The organism is Methyloglobulus sp., assembly GCF_040079455.1.
Taxonomy (GTDB): Bacteria; Pseudomonadota; Gammaproteobacteria; order Methylococcales; family Methylomonadaceae; genus Methyloglobulus.
Genome location: NZ_JBEBKJ010000022.1, coordinates 1 through 23,162, shown reverse-complemented (window position 1 = coordinate 23,162; position 23,162 = coordinate 1). Strand labels below are relative to the sequence as shown.

Annotated in this window: 16 protein-coding genes and 1 pseudogene; 4 read left to right on the top strand and 13 right to left on the bottom strand. The window is 45.6% G+C overall.

All coding sequences use genetic code 11. From position 1 onward, the window contains the following. Positions 1-9 precede the first annotated feature (9 nt). The gene (locus tag ABL924_RS06965) at positions 10-1,356 is read right to left on the bottom strand and encodes a lipid II flippase MurJ (RefSeq protein ID WP_349026352.1); all 1,347 of its coding nucleotides are present in this window, start codon (positions 1,354-1,356) and stop codon (positions 10-12) included. Between the two features lie 356 nt (positions 1,357-1,712). Beyond that, positions 1,713-3,065, bottom strand: coding sequence for a UDP-N-acetylglucosamine--undecaprenyl-phosphate N-acetylglucosaminephosphotransferase (gene wecA / locus ABL924_RS06960; protein WP_349026351.1), 1,353 nt, complete (start codon positions 3,063-3,065; stop codon positions 1,713-1,715). A gap of 456 nt (positions 3,066-3,521) precedes the next feature. Here wecA and ABL924_RS06955 point away from each other — a divergent pair. Continuing rightward, positions 3,522-3,840: pseudogene (locus ABL924_RS06955) on the top strand (hypothetical protein); the annotation flags it as partial. Here the strand turns inward: ABL924_RS06955 and ABL924_RS06950 are convergent. From ABL924_RS06950 to ABL924_RS06925, 6 genes are read right to left on the bottom strand one after another with little or no spacing between them, the layout of a single operon-like run. After that, positions 3,827-6,262: a M20/M25/M40 family metallo-hydrolase gene (locus ABL924_RS06950; RefSeq protein ID WP_349026350.1), complete on the bottom strand. Its 2,436-nt coding sequence runs from the start codon at positions 6,260-6,262 to the stop codon at positions 3,827-3,829. The pseudogene ABL924_RS06955 and the gene ABL924_RS06950 sit on opposite strands and share 14 nt — an antisense overlap. 36 nt (positions 6,263-6,298) lie before the next feature. After that, positions 6,299-7,270, bottom strand: coding sequence for a beta-ribofuranosylaminobenzene 5'-phosphate synthase family protein (locus tag ABL924_RS06945; protein ID WP_349026349.1), 972 nt, complete (start codon positions 7,268-7,270; stop codon positions 6,299-6,301). A 31-nt stretch (positions 7,271-7,301) separates the two neighbouring features. After that, on the bottom strand, positions 7,302-8,945 hold the full coding sequence (locus tag ABL924_RS06940; protein WP_349026348.1) for a dipeptide ABC transporter ATP-binding protein: 1,644 nt from the start codon (positions 8,943-8,945) through the stop codon (positions 7,302-7,304). Next, positions 8,945-10,123 carry an ABC transporter permease gene (locus ABL924_RS06935; protein WP_349026347.1) on the bottom strand — a complete coding sequence of 393 codons (1,179 nt, stop codon included), beginning with the start codon at positions 10,121-10,123 and terminating at the stop codon, positions 8,945-8,947. Before ABL924_RS06935 ends, ABL924_RS06940 begins: the two co-directional genes overlap by 1 nt. Then, positions 10,116-11,192 (bottom strand): ABC transporter permease, encoded by a 1,077-nt coding sequence (locus tag ABL924_RS06930; protein ID WP_349026346.1) that lies wholly within the window; start codon positions 11,190-11,192, stop codon positions 10,116-10,118. The genes ABL924_RS06935 and ABL924_RS06930 overlap by 8 nt, the downstream gene beginning before the upstream one ends. Positions 11,193-11,207: 15 nt before the next feature. Then, a complete protein-coding gene (locus ABL924_RS06925) occupies positions 11,208-13,064 on the bottom strand; it encodes a peptide-binding protein (protein ID WP_349026345.1) in 1,857 nt (618 codons plus the stop codon). 271 nt (positions 13,065-13,335) lie between these two features. Between ABL924_RS06925 and ABL924_RS06920 the strand changes: the two genes are divergently transcribed. Both ABL924_RS06920 and ABL924_RS06915 read left to right on the top strand, forming a co-directional pair. After that, the gene (locus tag ABL924_RS06920) at positions 13,336-14,118 is read left to right on the top strand and encodes an enoyl-ACP reductase (protein WP_349026344.1); all 783 of its coding nucleotides are present in this window, start codon (positions 13,336-13,338) and stop codon (positions 14,116-14,118) included. Between the two features lie 169 nt (positions 14,119-14,287). Next, a complete protein-coding gene (locus ABL924_RS06915) occupies positions 14,288-14,833 on the top strand; it encodes a DUF6624 domain-containing protein (RefSeq protein WP_349026343.1) in 546 nt (181 codons plus the stop codon). Between the two features lie 637 nt (positions 14,834-15,470). On the opposite strand, the gene ABL924_RS06910 is transcribed toward ABL924_RS06915, so the two are convergent. From ABL924_RS06910 to ABL924_RS06890, 5 genes are read right to left on the bottom strand one after another with little or no spacing between them, the layout of a single operon-like run. Continuing rightward, entirely contained in the window at positions 15,471-15,689 is a 219-nt protein-coding gene (locus ABL924_RS06910) for a formate dehydrogenase subunit delta (RefSeq protein WP_349026342.1), read from the bottom strand. Continuing rightward, on the bottom strand, positions 15,689-16,567 hold the full coding sequence (fdhD, locus tag ABL924_RS06905; protein ID WP_349026341.1) for a formate dehydrogenase accessory sulfurtransferase FdhD: 879 nt from the start codon (positions 16,565-16,567) through the stop codon (positions 15,689-15,691). The genes ABL924_RS06910 and fdhD overlap by 1 nt, the downstream gene beginning before the upstream one ends. Further along, positions 16,568-19,408, bottom strand: a complete 2,841-nt coding sequence (gene fdhF / locus ABL924_RS06900; RefSeq protein WP_349026340.1) for a formate dehydrogenase subunit alpha — start codon at positions 19,406-19,408, stop codon at positions 16,568-16,570. Positions 19,409-19,431: 23 nt separating this feature from the next. Continuing rightward, on the bottom strand, positions 19,432-20,985 hold the full coding sequence (locus tag ABL924_RS06895; RefSeq protein ID WP_349026339.1) for an NADH-quinone oxidoreductase subunit NuoF: 1,554 nt from the start codon (positions 20,983-20,985) through the stop codon (positions 19,432-19,434). Further along, on the bottom strand, positions 20,982-21,440 hold the full coding sequence (locus ABL924_RS06890; protein ID WP_349026338.1) for a formate dehydrogenase subunit gamma: 459 nt from the start codon (positions 21,438-21,440) through the stop codon (positions 20,982-20,984). Before ABL924_RS06890 ends, ABL924_RS06895 begins: the two co-directional genes overlap by 4 nt. A 564-nt stretch (positions 21,441-22,004) precedes the next feature. On the opposite strand from ABL924_RS06890, the gene accA reads away from it, so the two are divergent. Then, positions 22,005-22,973: an acetyl-CoA carboxylase carboxyl transferase subunit alpha gene (gene accA / locus ABL924_RS06885; RefSeq protein WP_349026337.1), complete on the top strand. Its 969-nt coding sequence runs from the start codon at positions 22,005-22,007 to the stop codon at positions 22,971-22,973. Positions 22,974-23,162 lie beyond the last annotated feature (189 nt).

Below are 23,162 nucleotides of genomic sequence, written 5' to 3'. Positions count from 1 at the left end.
TGAATTTATTTAAGTTGTTTGTTTTGATTTAGATAAAGAGGTCGCAAACCAATATAGCAAAAATAATGAAACCATGTACATGATTCCCGACGAAAGAAGTATAGCTTTCACCCCTAGCAAAGGAATCAAAAAGTAATTTGCACCTGTCTTAACAAACAGGTTGGTAGCTCCACTAATAGCTATTAACTTCTGCTTTCCGTGGCTCGCTAATAAGGTGACCAAAGCCAACGAGGGAAAATAAAAAGGTACCTGACCCAATCCATAACGAAAAATATCTGTCACAACTATAGTGTCGGCTACTGTGAATGCACCACGCTCAAAAAGCAATTTCACTATCCACGGAGCGAGCCACCAGCTAATAATCATAGTGACAACGCCTATTGCTAACATTAACCACACCCAAAACATGGCAACTCGTTGGAGTTGTTCAGTATTTTTTGATTTCATTCTGGAGAAAACGGGCAATGTAGCACGACCTATTGCGGTAGCGCCGAGACCAAGAATTAACGCTAAAATACGGTTGGCGTAACTAATAGTTGTTATGGCTCCGACACCTAATTTAGCAGCAAAAAATTGGTCAATAATGCCGTTAAAACTTCCAAGTCCAGAACCAATTAGCATGACACCAAAACCCTGCCAAAATGAAGGCCACTGGGATGACCGACTGGTAAAACGAGGTATTTCTAATTCTCTGTTCCACGCTAAAGGTGAAGCAAGGGCAAGAGAGTGCATCATGAATCCTGCCAATGTCCCCCAAACCAAGGGTTCTACGCCATTCTGCGGGATGGCTAGCACTGCCACCAAAATCGCTATTGCAGGCACGCTTTCCAGTAACGTATTGGCATGCCGCCCAGAAGATAACATCCATGCAGAAAAAAGACTTACGAGTAAGCCTAATGGGGCTAACGCCGCCATCATAGGCACTATGGCGGTGGCAATGCTTACCGTAGGCGCTGAAAGCCCCAGCCACGATGAGCGTAGCAATACGGGCAGACCAAACCAAGCAAGAAGAGCCAAATTGACGCCCAGTACTAAAGCAAAAGCAAGAAGCTCGGCTCGGAAACGACTAAGCTCTGCTGGCGTATTTTCTCGAATACGTACCGCGAGTGGGACTAGTACATACGTAAGAATGCTAAACCAAACACTGACAGGCCAGCTAAGTAGGTTAAAAACAAAAAGATAGGCATCCACCTCGTTACTTATGCCATATCGATAAGCTATTGCCATTTCTTTGGCAGCACCTGCAATTTTTCCCAAGAAGACAAATAAAGCAACCCAAATCATGCCCCGAGCAATTGCAATATGATCGGAATTTAAATTGCTTATTCGCTTCTGGATTCCGCCAAAAATCTTCATGTATTACAACAGATCAAGTAACTACTTGTAGATATCCTAGAAACCTTCAACAATTCTATAAATAGTAGGGTTAGGCCATTAATAGAGCACTCAAGGGGAAAAATGAATAGAATGTTAAAAGGTCTGTTGTTTGATTTTTTACATTCCAACACGAGATGCGTTATGTCTATCATGAAAATGGTGGCTTTTAGGTTTGAATGAAAACAATGGATAAATTTTATAGAGCGAATTTTTATGTTTCACTATATGATGCCGCGCATTTTTATTAAATTATTCACGATTTAAAAAACTACAGCTAAATCAATAAATCTCAGGATGATAATCAGAGGATTTGGTGAATGGTGAAGTTCTTTACTTTACTTTTCCTTACTATGGCTCACTGAGGACTGTCCTGTAATAATGCGTCTTCTATCATCCACAAAGCGTTTATTTACAGATACCTTTTGCCTACTTTTAAAAATATTCCTTACCGATCTTCTATCTATTGCCCCATTTTTTTGTAAGCGTTGACCGAGTAAATCAGACATAAGTCCGCCAGAAGAGCGATAGAATTCTTCTAAATCGTGACCAGAGGGGATATAGCGTCTTTCTACTCCAGACCTTCGATCTTCTGATTTCCTTTGGTTTTCAACTCGCCTGTCTAGGACTTTCGTAACACGAAGATAACGAGATATTTTCATTATTTTCCAGGAATGAGTCATGAGCCAATAATGGCTGGCAAAAATACCTATGAAAGACCAGAATAATATCGGTTCTTGAGCGCCAAGATAACGGCTTGCTATTAATCCTATAACGGATAAAGCAATTGAACTAATAAGTATTAAAATGAGGGTAAAGTTATTGCTGTAACCAGCAATGTTAAAAATATGATGCAAATGCTCCCTATCTGGATTAAATGGGGATCTACCTTTTCGTATGCGTCGCAACATGATGCAAACAGAATCGAACAGCGGCAGAGCCATGATCCATAGAACGGTTGATGGCGTAATCAGCTCATTTTCTCCCTGTGACGCATCAATGGCAAGCCAGCATACGGTAAAGCCAAACAAGGTGCTTCCGGTATCGCCTAAAAATATTTTGGCACTCGTGCGTCCGAAAATCCGCAAATTCATTGATAGGAAAGCCAATATGCAGGCAACAAAAACCAAGCAATAGCTAAAGAGGACGCTATCATTACCCATCCACGCCACCATCGCTAGCGATGAAATTGATATAAGGGTCAAACTGCCAGCCAAACCGTCAATTCCATCAATCATATTGAAAGCGTTAATACCTCCTACTACGGCAAAAACAGTAAAAGTTGTCGCGTAAATGCCAAGAGAAATCCCCCCAAAACCTAATAAATTTCCTAAGCTGTTGATTTTTATATCAGCATATTCAGCCATTATAAGTCCGGCAGCAATTTGGGCAACCATCCTGATTTTCACACCAAGGCCTTTGTAATCATCTATCAAGCCCACAAAAACCAATAACGTAATTGCAGAAATAAAGGCTGATTGGTTGGCTAACGGGTTATTATTCGAAAGGAGTGTCACCAATATAGATAAATAGATTGCCAAGCCCCCAATAAGGGGAGTGGGGTTTTTATGTTGTTTTCTATGGCAAGGTTTGTCCGTGAAACCTATTTTTAAAGCATAAGGGTACAAAGCCGCTATAAAAACAAGCGTTGCAATCAGAGGGATCAAGAAAAAATTTAGAAACATAGGCATATTACTTTAATGGGTTTTAATTACTAACTTTTGTCGTTTTAACCTATAAAAAACCACTTGTCGCACGCCATATTTGGAACGTAGGCAACGAACTTAGGGACTTTTGAATATATATTGAGATACGAGAACATTAAGGAGAAAAAGTGTTCCACAATTCTTCGCTATATTCATTAAATTTCGCTTAATTATACGGAATTAAGGATTGAAAAATATCCGTATAAATACCTATAGGGGATCTCTAAAAATTCAACAAACTCCTTCTCCCTTCGGGAGAAGGTTGGGATGAGGGATTTAAAATCAGACATTTACAACCCCCCTCTCCCAGAGGGAGAGGGGGGGTAGAGATCCTCTATACTCTATTTGAGATGAGATGGAGCCAAGCTGATAGCCTTATAGGACAGTATAAAATCACTTGTTAATTGTAGCTAATTACCTCACAAGCCTCCGTGCGTTTTGGGTTCTCGCGGTAGCAAAAAAAGGGGAACAGTTATTAGAAGCCCTCCACACCAACGTGATGAGAGACCATTGGAGTCTTTATGAGAACGTTATCCCCAGCCAACTGCATTCCCAATTAAAGGCTGAGGCCTATACCGTGTAAGGCTACAATAGCTTGTTTCGGCATTTCTTGGCACGATTGCAGCTCAAATCAAAGTGCTACTACAGCAAGAGCCAGGAAATGCTTAAATATTCCGTCATGCTATTAATGCTGAAATGGAACGGAGATTTAGAAGGGTGGATTTATTTAATAATGCCAATTTATGTTATTTGTACCTAATATCCTTAACAACGGCGATAGTGTCACTGAATTCAGAGGGTTTACTTATCATAAGGGAATCTCTAAAAATGCCCTCTCCCTCTGGGAGAGGGCTAGGGTGAGGATTGTAAATACTTGATTTTAAACCCCTCATCCCAACCTTCTCCCGAAGGGAGAAGGAGTTTTTTGAATTTTTAGAGATCCCCATAAATGATGGCCTAGGCATTAGGATTGCGGCAGGTGAACTATATGAAAGGTCGATAACCCTTACCGTAAAAGGTGCGCCAGTTTTAACGATGAATTCGATTATAAGATCTTCGTCAATTAAGTCAACACTGTTTAGCTTCCAATGAGATTGTGGGGATTGTGAAAATAATTGTCCAGCGACTTTTGAGTAAAGGACATCAATCCCCTCGATAGTGACCTTTATCTTGGGAGCATGCCTTGGCGATTTAATCCTTACCCTAATCTTTCTTTTGTCCGAGTTTTTATCAGCTATAGCGCTGTCTTCTAGCGTTTCGATTGTGGGCGATGGCAAGGTTAACAGCGGTGCTGAAGCCGCCCACAGGGAAGGGGAGTTATCACCGAATAGTTCTGACAGTTGCCGTTTCGCTTCGATATTAGGAAAATAAGTCGAAGTCCATTCATCAAGTTGTTTGTCCGATGATAACCAAAAGGCTTGCTGCTGCGTACTGTTAAGTGCGTAAAACAAAGTATTTTGGTGTGGGCGACTTGCATCAAAACCAGAAGTTAATGAACCTGCTATCAGGGCGGCTAAACCTAACATTAGCGAGGATTTTACTAGCAATCTTCGCAATCCGATCTCTTCCATAAGAGGCGTTAGAAGGCCCAATAAAAGCAACAGGAAAACAATTACCACACCGATCATTTGCGGTGTTAAACCAATAAATAAATTACTTATAAAGGGCGCAAAGATAAGAATGCTGGGAATACTGCCAATAAATAACAACAATGCATTAGTTGGTTTTTGGGTATTTTTCTTTTTTAGAAAAACAACACTTACAAGCAAGAGCATTGTCGCTAAAGGCCAGTAAAACAAAAAACTCACCCCTGGTAAGAAAACGCTACTCACCATTAACAAAACTAACCAATAAACCATAACCCCAAAGGCAAATTCGATAGGCCGCAACCATTTGCACAAATAAGCTTGCAAAAAACTAAACGAACCAATATTGAGAAAAACAAAAGCCAGCAAATACCAGTGGCTATTATAAGTGTCACCCTGAATAAACGACTCATATTCGGGGTGTAATTGACGGATAGCTAACCATAATAAATGACTAGCCACTGCCATCCCGAACAGGATGAACGGAAATACGATAGCCCCAGCAACCATAGAACTTAATCGTACTGTTTTCGTTTTCAAGGCTAACGTTAATACCGTAGCACACAGTATCAATAAGATACCGTTAAGTGGCATAATCCAGTTCACCGGATAATTTACCAAACCTAGTCCAGGAAAATCAAAATAAACGTAATCTGTTGTTTTCAAATCAGTTAAAGAAACATTGCCAAAATGTTTGACCAAGTTCAGCATGATGTCGCCTTCGTGCTGTAAAGTACCTTGATCTAAGAACTCAGGACGATCCAGTTGTGTGTGGTAACTTGTAAGGCCTTCAATCGCTGCAAAATTCATTCCCGGAATGCCTTTGCGTTTAAAAACGGTAAAGTCGGTATCGTTCGGTAAGTGCTTATAAACCTCATAAAACAAGGAGGTTGCCGATAAGAAAGGGACGGTAGCAGCCAAGCCTTCAATCAGCTTGCCATTACCTTGACTGGTTTCAAACATCATGAAAGCGCCGCGATTGCCTCGGTACTCAAAGTTCAGTACCAGTCCGACATCTTTTGCCCAAGGATGTTGCTGAATAAATGCTTCTGCACCAAGTAACCCTGTTTCTTCACCATCGGTAAAAATACAAATCAAGTCATTTTGGAGTGTGGGTTGCGTTTTAATGGCTCTTAGCGTTTCAAGAATTGCCGCAACTGATGCGCCATCATCGGCGGCACCAGGTCCTGTGTGTACTGAATCGTAATGAGCTGATAGCAGTAACGATTTACCCGTATGTACCCCAGGGATTCGCACAAGTACATTATGGATTCTGCCTGCCTGTTTTTTTTGCGGAGATACCATCAACGTCGATTGTATTTCTGGCTTAAAACCCAATGCTTTTAGCTGAGTTACCAAATATTGACGGATTTCGGCATTCTCATGACTGCCAGTGGGATGTGGTTTTGAGCCGATTATCCGTACATGAGACATGGCACGGATTGATGAAAAAACAGTTGAGGGTGCAGAAAGTGAAGATGGATTGGGTGGATAAGTGTGATAAACCCCAATGCCTATCAGGATTAAAACTCCAATCAGCAAAATAATTGCTTGTTTGGGTGATGTGTTTTGTAGTGACTGATGTTCTTTTAGCATCTTGACACCAAGGGCTTTAGGCGATTTTTACTGATTTTAACTGCTTGAAGTGACTAACCGAGAAGATCCTTTTTGGTTATTTGCACTCACGACCATAAAATCTAAATTAATCAAATCTGCAAATTCGATTCTAGCTTGTTGGACAATTGTTTGCGCGAGTTCTGCAGTTTCAACAGCACAAAATCCAGTTGGCCCCCAGGAGGTTTGACCTATTGCAGCAGCACCTTGCTGCGCTAGCCAATCCATCGCCTTGGCGACTTCCTTGCTGGCGTAGATGCCGCCTTGGGCTGGAGAGAAATGTTTTCCTACAGCGGATTGTAAGTGAGAAATGACTTCCCCGAATTTAAAAAGATCATGCTCCGCTACGGCAGGTAAGCCTTGCATCAAAAGTAGATAACAGAAATGTTCTGCTTCCTGTTGTGGGAACGCCGGAAGAGCTTCAAATGCGGCTATTTCTTGTGCACCATGTAAACCTTGCCCCCGCCGATCAAACACTAGGATAAATCGCCAGTCTGCTGTCACATCCAGATGGACGAGTACAGGTGGAGTAATGGTATTTTCGCCACGACCGCCATCAACAACCAAACCACCATGTTCAAATACACCGATGCCTATGCCTGAGCGCAACCCCCTATCCATTACCGAGGCAATGTCTCGTACGGTAAGCCCTAAACCATAGTAAGCATTTAATGCCGTACCAATTGCCAAGGCCATTTGCGTCCCCGACCCCAGACCTACATGCTCAGGGATTGCGGCTTCAATGGTTATGTTAACTTGGTCGGATACGTTTAACGCATCGCATAACTGGGTTAAACAACGGCCGGCACGTTGTGCAGAAGGACCGGCAATACAGCGTTGATCTGCATGAGTCAAGGTTAGCCGTGTGTTGATTTCGTTCAGCGCGATGCCAATGCTGCCAAAATGACGCCCTAATGATCCGCTAAGGTCGATAAAACCCATGTGCAATCTTGCCGGAGCGTTAACTGATATTTTGGTGGATAGGGACATTAAATGACTTTTTAACTAAGGGTTTTAAAATTTACATAATTAATCTTGGCACAGCAGCCAACAACTTCTGTGTATAAGGGTGTTGCGGAGTTTTACAAACTTGTGCTGTTTTGCCGCGTTCTACGATCTTGCCTTTGTACATCACCACAGTTTGATCGCTTAGGTATTCCACTACGCCAATGTTGTGGGTAATGAATAATAGGGTCAGGTTGCGCTGCTGACGGATGCTCAACAATAATTGCAGGATTTCCGCTTGAACGGAAACATCCAATGCACTGGTAATTTCATCGCAGACAATAAATTCAGGATTCAGCGCCAACGCCCGAGCCAGACCGATACGTTGGCGTTGTCCGCCGGAAAATTCGTGTGGATAACGCCAGAGAAAATCGCGCTTAAGCTGCACGCTTTCCAGAAGTAACGCGGCGAGTTCGATACGTTCTTCATCATTGCCGCCAATACCGTGTACTTTCATCGGTTCGGTTAGCGTAGTTTCGATGAGCAAGCGTGGATTCAGCGAGGACTGTGGGTCTTGGAAGGCAATCTGCATTTTTCGCCGCAAAGGACGCAATTCGTGTGCGGAAAGCCCGGTCAATTCCTGTCCATCTATTTGGACACTTCCAGAAGTTGGCTTTTCCAGTTGCAGCAACGCCCGACCTAAGGTGGTTTTGCCGCAACCAGATTCGCCTACTAATGCGACGATTTGGCCTTGCGGAATATCTAACGAGACTTCATCAACTGCGCGAACATAGTCAACTGTGTGGCGGAACAGGCCTTTTTTAATGGGAAACCAGACTTTTAGGTCGCGGATTTTCACCAGCGGTGTTTGTTCTGCCGTCGATAGCTCATCCAGATTTTGAGTCGTAGCCAATACTGGCTTTGATAAGTTTTCCGGCAATGCAGCCAGTAACTGCCGAGTGTATGAATGCTGGGGCTTACGCAACACATCTATGCAAGCGCCGACTTCCACCAACTTGCCTTGCTGCATTACGCCAACCCACTGCGCCATCTGGGATACTACGCCAAAATCATGAGTGATAAAAAATATGCTCATGCCAGTATCGTCCTGCAATTTTCGCATCAGCCGCAAAATTTCAGCCTGCACGGTGACATCCAGTGCTGTGGTGGGTTCATCGGCAATCAGCAATTGCGGCTCACAAGCTAAAGCCATCGCTATCATTACCCGCTGCCGCTGCCCACCTGACAACTGGTGCGGATAATCCCTAAATCGGCGAGCAGCATGGGGCATTTGAACCTGTTCTAATGCTAAAATCGTCCGCTGCTCGGCTTCTGAATCGCTCATGCCTGGATGATGTAGTTGCAACGCTTCGGTGATTTGCTCGCCGATGCTCAATACCGGATTCAATGAGGTCATCGGTTCTTGGAAGATCATTGCGATTTGTGATCCCCGTACAGAGCGAATCGCTGGATCGTCCAGTTTCAATAAATCCTGACCGTTAAATAAGATCTCCCCGCTTGGATGTGTGGCTATATCTTGCGGCAATAAGCGAATTACTGAGAGTGCGCTGATGGATTTGCCACTTCCTGATTCACCGACCAGGCAAAAAGTTTCGCTCTTGGGAATGCTAAAACTGATGCCATCAACCGCTCTTACTTCACGCCCGCCCGATTGCAGATAGGTATGCAGATTGCGGACTTCCAGCAATGGCTGGGACATTAGTTTACGCCAGCCTTGCGAGAGAGCTGGGGATCAATGGCATCGCGAAAGGCTTCGCCGATTAAGTTATACGAAAACACGGTCATAAAAATCGCTCCGCCTGGAAAGGCCGCCATCCACCAGTTAAAAGTCGATGACTTGACCGCCTGATCCAGCATTTGCCCCCAAGACGGCGCATCCACTACGCCAAGTCCCAGAAAACTTAAGGTAGCCTCAGACAGAATTGCACCGGCTACGCCAAAACTTACCGCTACCAGTAAGGGTGCGACACCATTTGGCAACATGTGTCTGAACAGGATTGAACTGAGTGGTAAGCCGCTGGCTACTGCTGCCTGCACATAATCTTGTTTGCGTAATTTCAGGAATTCCTGACGCACATAACGCGCATAGCCAGACCAGCCGGTGATGCCGATAATCACCATCATCATGTATAAGCTACGACCAAAAAAAGCCACAAAGGTCAGCAACAAAAACAGGGTGGGAATATCTTCAAAAATCTCCACCAACCGCATCCCCAACATATCGACAATACCAGAAAAATAGCCCATCAAACCACCGACAATCACACCAATGAACAATGCAATACCGGAAGCGATTAGGCCAATGCTCAGCGAAATTCGGCAAGCATGGATCATCCGGCTTAGCACGTCCGCGCCATTTTCTTCGGTACCCATTAAGTGAGTATGACCTTCCGTTTTAAAGGGCGCTTCCAAACCCTTGCTGCCTAAATCGCGCAAGTAATCGGTTGGTGCATAGGGAATGGGCGGCATTATCCGCCAATCTACGTCGGTGTAAGTGATTGTGCGGAAATCATCGTAGATTACCAAAACCGGCGGTTTGAGAAACATATTGACCAGCAAGGCGGCAACGGCACTGCCTAGCAAAAACAGCAAGATGCGCTTGCCGGAACCAAGTCGCAACCGATAAACAGCCAACGCAATAAAGAACGTTGCCAACACCCACGCGTCTTCCACAGACAGGTAGCGCAACACTGGTGCGGAGATGATGCCGTCTTTACTTATCAATAACGGCATGGAGTTAGCCAGAAATGGCGCAAATACGGCGGCAAACACTAATAATGCAATCCAGGCTAGGCCCACTTTTACGCCTACTCCATCTAGCGTTTTGCGCCAGATGTGGGCGGAGAAGGACTCACGACTTACAGTGGTCTCAGTCATAACTTACCCGCGGGTCGGCCAAGGTATAGCAGAAATCAGCTATCAAATAGCCTATTAGAGTTAGAAAACCGCTTACCCAGGTAATCGACAAAACCAGTTCACGATCGCGGCCTTTTACCGCTTCCACTGCAAGCTGGCCCATGCCATTAATGCTGAAAATATTTTCCACGATCAAAGAGCCAGCCAATAAGCTAGGCAAAAGCCCTGCTGATATGGTAATCAAAGGCAGTAAACTGTTGCGGAACACATGCCGCCATAATACGTCATGTTCCGCCAAGCCTTTGGCTCGAGCGGTACGAGCATAGTCGGAATTTAGGTTTTCCAGGATCGAAGTGCGTGTCAACTTCGCCAGTGCTGCAAAACTGCCGTAAGATAAACAGATGACCGGCAATATCAGATGCCATACTCTGTCCAGTAAGAAGCCACGCACAAAACCAGTTTGTTCCCAATGTGGTAAGAACGGCATATCCTGAGCCTCGCGGCTGCTAATACCCGCAGTCGGAAACCACTGAAAGTGCTGCACATTACCAAAAAAACCCAGTAGCAGCACTCCAGCCAGCATGGTTGGAATAGACCACAAGGCCAGCATCGACATACCCATTCCCACATCGAACGAGCCGCCGCGATTGGCTGCCGACTTCATGCCTACAAAAATAGCAATTAAGTAAGTGAAGGGAATAGTGACCAGGTTAAGCAATAAAGTAATCGGAATGCGTTCGGCGAGAATGTCTGATACGGGTCTGCCGTATTGAAAGCTAGTCCCTAAATCCATGCCTTTGCTGAAAGAAAACTCCCCGCGATTGCCTTGTTCATCAATTGTAAAACCGATAGGTGAGACATTGTTCAACCAACGCAAATATTGTACTGGCGCAGGTTTATCTAAACCGTAACGTTTGTTGTAATAGTTCAATAAGGCCTGTTTTTCCTGCGGTTTCATGTCCGTACCGCCGATCAGCGTTTGTGCGCTTATCCCGCCCGGCGACATCGCCATCACCGTAAACACCAAGATAGTAATTCCCAATAGCGTAGGAATCATTAGTAACAAACGACGTAGCAGGTAAGTCAACATCGTATAGCCCTCGTTTTATTGCGTGTATTTCTGTTGGGCGACAGGAACGTAGTTCTCCAACGGCAATGACCCTAAGTTCAACCCCAACTTGGTCATTTGCAGATTGTGGATACGTTTGTCAACAAACAGCAAACTTTTTCGGCGCATCATAAAGGTGTAAGGCTGATCTTCGTAGAGAATTCGTTCCGCACTTTGCCACAAAGGCATACGTTTGCTTTCATCGACGGTGCGACGTGCTTGCTCAATCAGCTTATCCAGTTCAGGATTTTTGTAGCTGATGTAATTATCGCCGTTACTGATTGCCTGAGAACTGTGAAAGATCTGGTACAAATCGGTTTCAATCCCGCTAGTCCAAGCCAACGTTATCGCATCAAAATCTTTTTTACCAAGGTTTTCCAACATCACTGGCCATTCTTGAGGGAATGGAATCATCCGAACTCCGGCCCGGGCATACAAGTCTTTCAACAGTAACACCATGCGTTTGGTATCCTCGTTTGCTTGGAAATAAGTCAACTTAAATTCGAAGGGTTTGCCCGACTTATCTTCCAATACCCCGTCGCCGTTGCGGTCTTCATAGCCCACCTCGGTTAGCAATGCCTTGGCTTTGGCCAAATTAAATGGGTAAGGTTGCAGGCTGCCATTGTGTTGCTTGCTGGTATTGCTGAATGGGCTAACCGCAGGTTCTGCATAATTTAATTGTACATCCTTGATAATACGGCTTACATCCGTCAGGTAAGTCATCGCTTGTCTGACCCGCTTATCTGCGAAGCGCGTCGGTTTACCTGCACGTTCCTGGTTCCAGCCAATGTAGCTGTAACCGACTGTTGGCGGCATGTACTCAAAATTCTGGCTTTTAGCGATAAGTTGCTCGTCTTTTTTCAGCTCTTGGTACTCTACCGGACGCGCCGAATATGAGTCGATGTCGCCGTTGCGGTAAGTGGTAAGTCGTGCGCTATCGTTCTGGATGACCTTCCAGAGGATACGGTTAAAGGAAGGCGGTACGTCACCCCAGTAACGTTCATTACGCACCAGCTCTATATTACCTTTATCGGGTGTCCAGTTTTTGGGGTCAGTCAGTTTGTAGGGGCCACTACCCAGCAGCAAGCCTTTGGATTGGTTAAATTTTTGGGGTTCTTTCACATAGCTTGCATAGAAGTGCTTAGGTAAAATAGACATGCCGCCAGCCAGCGACAACGCCTCAAAATAAGGCTCTTTGAAGGTGAATACCACTTCATACTTACCGTTTGCTTTCACAGCCTTAATTTTTTCCAGATACGCACGTTCACGCGGTGCCTGGATAGCTTCGGTCATAATGAAATCGAATGAAAAAACCACATCCTCTGCCGTTAATGGCTGGCCGTCGGAAAAACTCACATCGTCACGCATCTGGAAACTAATCACCAAACCATCGTCACTAATCTTCCAGCTTTTGGCAATTAAGCCCTCCCACTCTAAGGTGTCGGGGTTGCGGGTGATTAGGCTTTCCAACACATTACTTTGCACATTGGAAGCATATAAGTCACTGGAAACCAAGGGCGTAATGGTCTTGATGTTGGTCGAAAAAGAATCAACGCTCCAATCGCCCTGGGCATAATCAGGCAGGCGGGAAGCCGCTAAGGCGCGTTTGAAGGCTTGGGCAACGTCTCCGTTTGCCTCAGTGGAATTTGTAGTCGGTTTGTTAGATACTGCCCCAGAAGCAACGGCAACGCGCAATTCGCGCATATCCTTGGATTGTTCTGACATTGCGGTTTCCATCTCGGTCAATTTCAGCCATTGTCGATCAATCTGGTACATTGCCAGCAAAAGCAATAATATCAATAAGCTAAGCAGCGAATAGAGAATCCAGTCCCGGGCGGTCAGTTGTTTTTGCATGTTTTCAATATGTCTGATGAATCATCATGGTTGTTTTTGCAATATTTCTGTCAGCAAAGCGAGGATAGCATAAAACCAGCAAACTCAATCGGATACAGTTAAAACTTGAATCTATTGGATAGCAGTGTAAATCCAGCCAGCCCAATGATATGTCGCTTTGTTTACTCCTCACAAGCGTAAGCAAATGGAAGGTAGACAAAAGACTGGACATCAATATATAGCTCAGGGATACTTTCGCTTATTTTAACAATAAATAGTCGAGGACATAACAATGGGTTTTATGCAGGGCAAACGGGTTTTAATTGTTGGGTTGGCGAGTAACCGTTCCATCGCATGGGGTATCGCACAGGCTATGCACCGCGAAGGCGCGGAACTGGCGTTTACATTCCAAAATGACAAGTTGCAAAGTCGGGTTGAGGATATGGCGGGACAGTGCAATTCTAAAATCATTATTGAATGTGATGTCAGCATTGATGAGCATATCGACACGGTGTTTACTGAACTGGGCAAGCATTGGGACGGTTTGGATTGTATCGTCCATTCGGTCGCGTTTGCGCCGCGTGATGCACTGAATGGCGATTATGTCGATGTCACTACCCGAGACAATTTCAGGATTGCCCATGATGTTAGTTCTTACAGCTTTACTGCCTTAGCGAAAGCGGGCAGGGCGATGATGGCGGGTCGTAACGGTTCCTTGTTGACCTTGACTTATCTAGGCGCGGAACGGGCAATTACCAACTACAACGTCATGGGCGTTGCCAAAGCCAGTTTGGAAGCCAATGTCCGTTATATGGCGGTGGCCTTAGGGCCAGAAGGTACGCGGGTTAACGCGATTTCCGCAGGCCCTATCCGTACCTTGGCGGCATCGGGAATCAATGATTTTAAAGCCATGTTGAACAAAGCCGCAGATACTGCGCCACTCAGGAAAAATGTGACGATTGAAGAAGTCGGCAATGCTGCCGCGTTCATGTGTTCCGATCTGGCATCGGGGATTACCGGGGAAATCACTTACGTAGATTGTGGCTACAATATTGCGGGGTTGGCGGCGGTTTGATGGGGTAATCGGTGTAAAACCAAGATGTATAAGCTGCTCGATAATATAAAATAGCTTGTTAACACATTGAAAATATTTAAAACGTAAATATGATGCGCACTATTTTTAATTTTTACTATACACCTGAAAAGGTGTCTACTATACGTTAGCCATTACAAGGAGGCATGGGTTGAACCGACAATTACAAGATGATCTGCTATCAATGCAAGAGGAAGATCAACGCATCCTGCAAGAATTGATTGATAGTGGAGAACTCGGCACTGTTGAGTATCACCCAAGAATTAAGGCGATCCACGAAAAGAACAACTTACGTATCAAGGAAATCATAAGTCGTCATGGGTGGCCTACAATAAGTGCGGTTGGCAAGGAAGGCTCAGAAGCAGCGTGGCTGATTGCTCAGCACGCGGTATTGGATACAAAGTTCATGGACGAATGTTTAATCTTGATACGGGAAGCCGTCCATCAAGGTGAAGCAGAAGGATGGTGCTTGGCCTTTTTACAAGATAGGGTACTTACTATGTCTGGTAAGCCGCAAATATATGGAACTCAGCATGACACTGACGAAAATGGAGTTGCTTTTCCTTTGCCTATGAAAGAACCAGAAAAAGTTGATTTGCTGCGCCAAGAAGTAGGGCTTGAGCCTCTATCGGAAGCAACTAAACGCATTCAGGAAAGACAAAATGCAATTAGGAGTAATCGTGAAACCAATGGCTAACATTACGCTCAAGAGGGACGCGCCTTTTCGTGGCGGTTTTGAAGGTTTGTTATTTTTCCGGCTTCGGTGGCTTCGCCAATCTTCCGTGACAGGCGCGCCCCTTAGCTTTACGTTAGGCCACGCAAGGTAGACTCTGTGGCTTGCCAGCAGAATCAGCGCCTGTAGGCGTGAGCCAAACAGCCACCTTGAGCCGGACGCGGCATGTTGCCCCCTTCGTAGGGTTTCAACGTGGTCCAACAATGCCACCGTCGGGAAAACGTGAGCAAGGTAGCCTGGATGGAGTGTAGTGGAATCCGAGGTTACGTGCCTCAAATGTCACATAACCGCTCACGCGGCAAGTAGTTCAAAAGTATTACCATCGATAAAACGTGAATGACGGGTTAGCATAACCCGTCATGTGGAAGCCTTGGAGGGCCTAGTAGTAAGAGTCAATGAACCAATTTGTTGCCATTACTTGGCACCATATCAAAAATCAGTGGTTTCCCAGTGCCTCTTTAAACGCATATTTATCCATGTCTGCCAAGCCTTTGCCGGTGGCTTTCCGTTACCATTTAGGTGAACGATCACAGATATTTTGAGAGGATCTTTATAGAACAAACTACAGCTATCTATGATTGAATAAGACCCGATAGTTAATTTAAGCCATCTCCACAAGTTTCTTTACAGCCTTTGCTGCCAGAGGACTCAATCCTTCACCATTTGCTTGGAAATGCTGGATAATTGCCTTTTTCATACGCGGATCCCACGACCGCAGGATATGTTTTTTTACGCCTTCGGCAGCGATTTCTTTATCGCTTTCCGCATTAAAGAAATCGGCAATATCATTTGCCATTGAGACCAGTTTTTCGATGTGCATTAAGAGTTAGATGATTTAATCAAGGTTGGATAAGTGGTGTGGTTCAAGCGCTCGGGGTGGGTGTACACCACATGCTGATTGTCGCGGACAAATCCGACTAGGGTAAGTCCAGCTTCATCTGCTAGGCGTATGGCTAATCCAGTTGGTGCGGACATTGCAGCTAATAGGGTAATACCGACGCTAGCGGCTTTTTGTACGAGTTCATAGCTGGCACGGCTGGTAATAACTACAAATCCTGCCGCTGGATTCTTGCCTATACGTAACAACAAACCAATGAGTTTATCAAGGGCATTATGCCTACCAACATCTTCCCTGACATATTGCACACCTTGCCCTGGCACAACCCATGCGGCGGCATGTACAGCTCCGGTAAGTTGATTAAGTTGTTGATGATGGTTTATTGCCGTCAATGCGGAAATAAGTTCTGCCGCTGGAAGGTTTAATTCGCCTTGCACGGGTTTAGGATGACGAATAGCTTGTTGCAAGGTGCTGGCGCCACATAACCCACAACCAGTGCGTCCAGTCAAGTTCCGGCCTTTGCCGGATAAATGACTGAAGCGGGATTTGGGAATTTCCATCCGCACTTCTATGCCGTTGGAACGATTATAGACGTGGATAGATTGCAGTTCGGAGGCTGTTTCGATGATGCCTTCGGTGATACTGAAACCCAAGGCAAAGTCCTCCAAGTTAGTCGGAGTGGACAGCATGACGACATGGGGTGTGCCGTTATAAACAAGCGATATCGGCACTTCTTCTGCGATATAATCTTGTTGTACGGAACGTATGTTGCTTTTCCAGCGCTCCACCTTGCTTAGTTGATAGCTGGGCCATCCCAATTCAGGGGTAAGCTCTGGCATGACGACATTACTGGACATCATCTATTCCTTGGTGAGCAGTTCCAATTGCCGTTCGGAAAACGCTTGATAATTTTGTTGCCATTCTGAAGGATGGGTAACTTTGCTGACTTGCACGGCCGTCACCTTATATTCTGGACAATTCGTTGCCCAGTCTGAATTGTCTGTGGTAATGACATTTGCACCGGATTCAGGAAAATGGAAGGTTGTGTATACTACTCCAGGCTGAACCCGCTCGCTAATCTTTGCGCGTAATACAGTCTCACCAGCGCGGCTCTTAATGCCTACCCAGTCTTGGTCTTTCAGTCCACGATCCTCGGCATCATGAGGATGAATTTCCAGCAAATCTTCGGAATGCCAGGCATTATTTTCAGTTCGCCGTGTTTGTGCACCAACGTTGTACTGCGACAGGATGCGTCCGGTCGTCAGGATAAGCGGGAATTTTTGGGTTACTTTTTCGTGCGATGCAACAAATTCTGTCAGCATAAATAACCCTTTACCATTGTCACGCATAAAGGTTTCTACGTGCATGGTGGGCGTACCTTCTGGTGCTTCATCCGTGCAAGGCCATTGAATACTGCCTAGTTGGTCAATCTTGTCAAAACTGACACCTGCAAAGGATGGAGTAAGTCGAGCGATTTCTTCCATAATTTCTGAAGGATGGCTGTAGCTCATTGGATAACCCATCGCATTCGAGAGCATCTGGGTGATTTCCCAATCTTCATAGCCAGCCAAGGCGGGCATTACTTTACGAACGGGCGAGATACGGCGTTCCGCATTGGTAAAAGTGCCGTTTTTTTCTAAAAATGATGATCCTGGCAGGAACACATGGGCAAACTTAGCCGTTTCGTTGAGAAATAAATCCTGAACGATCACGCATTCCATAGAGCGCAGTGCGTGGTGTACATGCTGGATGTCGGGATCGGATTGGGCAATGTCTTCGCCTTCGACGTAAAGCCCAAGGAAGCTGCCGTCAGAGGCGGCATCAAACATATTTGGGATACGAAGCCCAGGTTCGGGTTGCAATTGAACGCCCCAGTTTTGTTCAAACAATTGGCGGGTGGCCTTATCAGATACATGGCGATAACCTGGATATTCGTGAGGGAATGAACCCATATCACACGAACCCTGGACGTTATTCTGACCGCGCAATGGGTTAACGCCAACACCCTCACGTCCGAGATTGCCGGTCGCCATTGCCAGATTGGCAATGCCGATAACCATGGTTGAGCCTTGGCTGTGTTCGGTTACTCCTAAGCCATAATAAATTGCGCCATTATTTGCGCTGGCATAGAGTTTAGCTGCTGCACGTATATCGGCGGCAGGAACGCCAGTTATGGCTTCTGTCGCTTCCGGTGCATGGCGTTTATCGGCAATGAAATTCCGCCATTTGTTGAAAGATTCAATATCGCAACGGGATTTGACGAATTCTTCATCGACAAGGTTCTCAGTCACAACAACATGGGCAATCGCATTAATCAGGGCGACATTGCTGCTGGGGCGTAGCTTTAAATGATAATTTGCTGCTACATGCGGAGTCCTAACCAGATCAATCTCGCGGGGATCGACAACAATTAACCTTGCGCCTTCCCGTAAGCGTTTTTTCATTTGAGAACCGAATACCGGATGCCCGTCTGTCGGATTCGCGCCGATCACCATGATGACGTCGGCTTTCATCACTGAATCAAAGTTTTGCGTACCGGAAGATTCGCCAAAGGTTTGTTTAAGGCCATAACCCGTGGGTGAATGGCAGACACGAGCGCAGGTATCGACGTTATTGTTGCCAAATCCTGCCCGGATAAGCTTTTGAACCAAATAGGTTTCTTCGTTAGTGCAACGTGATGAAGTGATGCCGCCAATGGAATCCTTGCCATGCTCAGCTTGTATGCGTTTCAACTCGGAAGCCGCATAATTGATAGCTTCTTCCCAACTCACTTCCTGCCAGTGGTCTTTGATGCTTTTGCGGATCATGGGTTTGGTGATGCGGTCTTTGTGGGTGGCATAACCGAATGCAAAGCGGCCTTTTACGCAAGAATGTCCATGATTGGCTTTGCCATCCTTATTTGGCACCATGCGGATCACTTGGCTACCTTTCATTTCCGCGCGGAACGAACAGCCGACACCGCAATAAGCGCAAGTCGTGATGATGGCATGTTCTGGTGTGCCGTGATCTATCACGGATTTTTCCATCAGCGTCGCGGTCGGACAAGCTTGTACGCAAGCGCCACAGGAAACGCATTCAGAATCCATGAAAGGCTGGTTTTGACTGGGCGATACCTTGGAATCAAAACCGCGTCCGTCGATAGTCAACGCAAATGTACCTTGGGTTTCCTCGCAAGCTCTTACGCAGCGTGAGCAAACGATACATTTGCTCGGATCGAAGGTGAAATAAGGGTTGCTTTCATCTTTTTTTGCTTGCAGATGGTTCTCGCCCATCGGGTTGTAACGCACTTCCCGTAAGCCTACTGCGCCAGCCATGTCTTGCAATTCGCAATCGCCGTTAGCCGCACAAGTTAAGCAATCAAGCGGATGGTCGGAGATATAAAGCTCCATCACGCCACGGCGCACATCAGCAAGTTTCTTATTTTGGGTGGTGACGACCATACCTTCCGCCACCGGTGTGGTACAGGAAGCAGGCATTCCTCGGCCGCCCTTGATTTCCACCACGCACAAGCGGCATGAACCGAATGGTTCGATACTATCTGTTGCACATAATTTAGGGATGTCTATGCCGATGCTTGATGCCGCTCGCATTACCGAAGTACCGGCTGGCGCGATCACCTGAAAACCGTCAATTTCAAGATTGACCATTTGAGTGGCTGGGCTGGCAGGGGTGCCAAAGTCTTTTTCTGTAATCATCGACATTGTGAATACCTCTTAAATTTAGTTCAGGCAGCGTTGGCTTGGTCTGCTATGCCAAAATCCGCAGGAAAATGGTTTAATGCGCTCAATACGGGATAAGGTGTCATACCGCCCAACGCACATAGCGAGCCGTTTAACAACGTGTTGCAAAGATCGCGTAACAATGGAACATTTTTATTAAGGTCATTGCCTTTCATAATGTCCTCAATGACTTCCATGCCGCGCGTGGAGCCAATACGGCAAGGCGTGCACTTGCCGCAAGATTCAATCTTGCAAAACTCCATGCTGTAACGCGCCATTTCGGCCATATCGACAGTATCATCGAAAGCAACAATACCGCCGTGCCCCAATACCGCCCAGATTGCGGCAAAAGCCTCGTAATCAACGAGCGTGTCAAATTGTGATTCGGGCAGATAAGCACCTAAAGGACCGCCGACTTGTACGGCTTTGATCGGCTTACCAGATGCTGAACCACCGCCAAAATCATAGAGCAATTCACGTAAGGTGATGCCAAAAGCCAGTTCAATCAAGCCAGGATATTTTAAGTTACCAGCAATCTGAATAGGCAATGTGCCTCGTGAGCGACCCATGCCGAAATTCTTATAATACTCGCCGCCTTTATCTAAAATGGTAGGTACAGAGGCCAGGGAAATAACATTATTGACAACAGTTGGTTGGCCGAATAGTCCGCTAACTGCTGGTAAAGGCGGTTTGAAGCGAACCAAACCACGTTTACCTTCCAGGCTTTCCATCAGCGAAGTTTCCTCTCCACAGATATAAGCACCAGCACCTAAGCGAACTTCCAAATCGAATTTTTTGCCGCTGGCAAGGATGTTGTCTCCTAAGTAGTTATCCTCATAGGCTTTGGCAATAGCTGCATTTAGTGCTTGGTGCGAGTGTGGATATTCACATCTAAGGTAAATATAACCTTGAGTCGCACCCACCGCAACTCCTGCAATCGTCATGCCCTCAATCAAGACAAAGGGATCACCTTCCATAATCATGCGATCAGAATACGTACCGGAATCACCCTCGTCAGCATTGCAGATAATGTATTTTTGTTCTGATGCCGTATTCAGCACGGTATTCCATTTGATACCCGTGGGGAATGCCGCACCACCACGACCGCGCAAGCCGGAATCGGTGACGTGTTTGACAATATCAGCACCGGTCATGACCAAGGCATTTTTCAAGCCACGATAGCCGTCATTTGCCAGGTAATCATCAAGATTGACCGGATCGGTAATGCCAACGCGGGCAAAAGTCAGGCGTTCCTGTTTTTTAAGATAAGGTAGTTCTTCCGTCAATCCTAATGCCAGCACATGTGCGCCGCCCGTCAGGAAATCGGTATCAAATAAGCTTGCTACATCGTGGGGTTGTACTGGGCCATAAGCAATTCGTCCCTTATCCGTGCTGATTTCCACTAATGGTTCTAGCCAGAATAAGCCCCTTGAGCCGTTACGCACTAAATTGATGCTAATATTGCGTTTTTCTGCTTCCTTAGTGATGGCGGCGGCAACTTTGTCCGCCCCTAAGCACAGGGCAGCAGAATCACGAGGTACGTAGACAGTAATGCTCATGATAACGACCCTATTTGCTGAATGGTATTATCAAACGATTCGGCAGAAACCCTGCCATAAACTTCATTGCCAATCTGCATGGAAGGTGAGCAAGCACACAAACCTAAGCAATAAACAGGCTCCAACGAAAATGCGCCGTCTGTCGTCGTCTCATGATAATCAATACCGAGACGTGACTTGACATGTTCTTCCAATGATTTAGCACCCATTGCCTGACAAGATTCTGCCCTGCACAGATGAATGGTTGTTTTGCCAGGTGGGGTGTCACGAAAGTAGTGATAAAAGCTGATACAACCATGAACTTCGGCACGGGAAATATTTAAGGCATCGGCGATAGCTGGAACTGTTTCAGCAGGGACATAACCCAGTTCATCTTGAATGCCATGCAGGATCGGCAATAACGCGCCAGGTTTGTTTTTGAGGCTGGCGATTACTTCTTGCACTTTTTTGTTCATAACGCTTGATCCTTTCATACACGTCTCATTTAAGGCTATGCCGCTCAGGAAAACGGTCATTTTTCCCTTGAAAATAAGGCTAAGTTATAACTGTAATTTTAACACACCAATCGAATAGTGTAAAAAACACATAATAAAATATTCAATGGGACATTAACTTGGTTGGATGAGTTCATGCTTTGCGCAAAAAACACACTTATGCTGAAACAAACGGATCAGCTTGTCACTTTTTAAATTATTATCTGCATTGATCCACATTGCATCAGTATTGGGGGCCTCTAAAAATCCCCTCTCCCTCTGGGAGAGAGCTAGGGTGAGGGTTGTAAATGCTTAATTCTAAGTTCCCTCATCCCAACCTTCTCCCTCTGGGAGAAGGAGTTTTTTGAATTTTTAGAGATTCCCTATTGTTATTACCCTTCAGTTATGACCTATTCGCGTATAAAAAGTTGAAAATGCGTTTAATAGGACGATAGCAGCAAACAAAAGTGGTATTTATTTAGAATAAATCTACAAATTTCTATAAAATCTACCTTATTATCCTAATCTGTACATCAAAAAGTCTAAATGGACCTAAATTTTCTCGATTTTGAACAACCCATCGCTGAATTAGAAGCTAAAATCCGTGAGCTTCGTAATGTCGAATCCGACAATGACATCAACATTTCAGATGCTTTAAAACAACTGGAAGATCGGTGCGAAGGGCTCACCGAGTCGATTTTTGCCAATCTTTCCGACTGGCAGATTTCCCAGCTCTCACGACATCCAGGTCGGCCTTATACGCTGGATTATATTGAACATATCTTTACCGATTTCATCGAGCTGCATGGGGATCGTACTTATGCCGATGATCCCGCTATTGTTTGTGGAATGGCAAGGTTAGATGGGCAACCCGTCATGGTCATCGGACATCAAAAAGGCCGCGATACCAAACAGAAAATCTACCGTAATTTTGGAATGCCTCGTCCAGAAGGTTACCGAAAGGCATTACGGATTATGAAAATGGCTGAGCGATTTAGATTGCCGATTATCTGTCTGATCGACACGCCGGGTGCGTATCCGGGCATTGGTGCAGAGGAACGGGGGCAAAGTGAAGCCATCGCCAGGAACTTGTTTGAAATGTCCAAATTGAAAACCCCCATCATTTGCACGGTAACAGGTGAGGGCGGTTCTGGTGGTGCGTTGGCAATTGGTGTCGGTGACCGTCTTATAATGTTGGAATACAGCACTTATTCAGTGATTTCACCCGAAGGCTGCGCGGCTATTCTCTGGAAAAGCCCCGATAAAGCACAGTTGGCGGCGGAAGCGATGGGCATAACCTCAGACCGCATCCGCGAATTGGGCTTACTGGATGAGGTGGTTAGGGAGCCGTTAGGCGGGGCGCACCGTAATTGCCAATTGATCGCTGCAAATTTGAAAGATGCCTTGATTCGCCACCTGACAGATTTACAACAGCGAACTATTGATGATTTGTTGGCAATACGTTACCAGAGGTTGATGGGCTTTGGGTCTTTTGTTGAGGAAGTGGTTAAGTAGATGTAGGGTACGCATCGCGGACCTTATTGACTTTTACCGAGTGCCCTCAATTAAAATCGTCATTCCGGCAAGGACCGCCGGAATTTCGCATGACGGGGTATGTTACCTGTCTCTTGATCACATTTTGCTTTAGAAATAGACTATACCCTATTAATAACCATAGGTTTTGTAGTAAGCATGATTCCAATA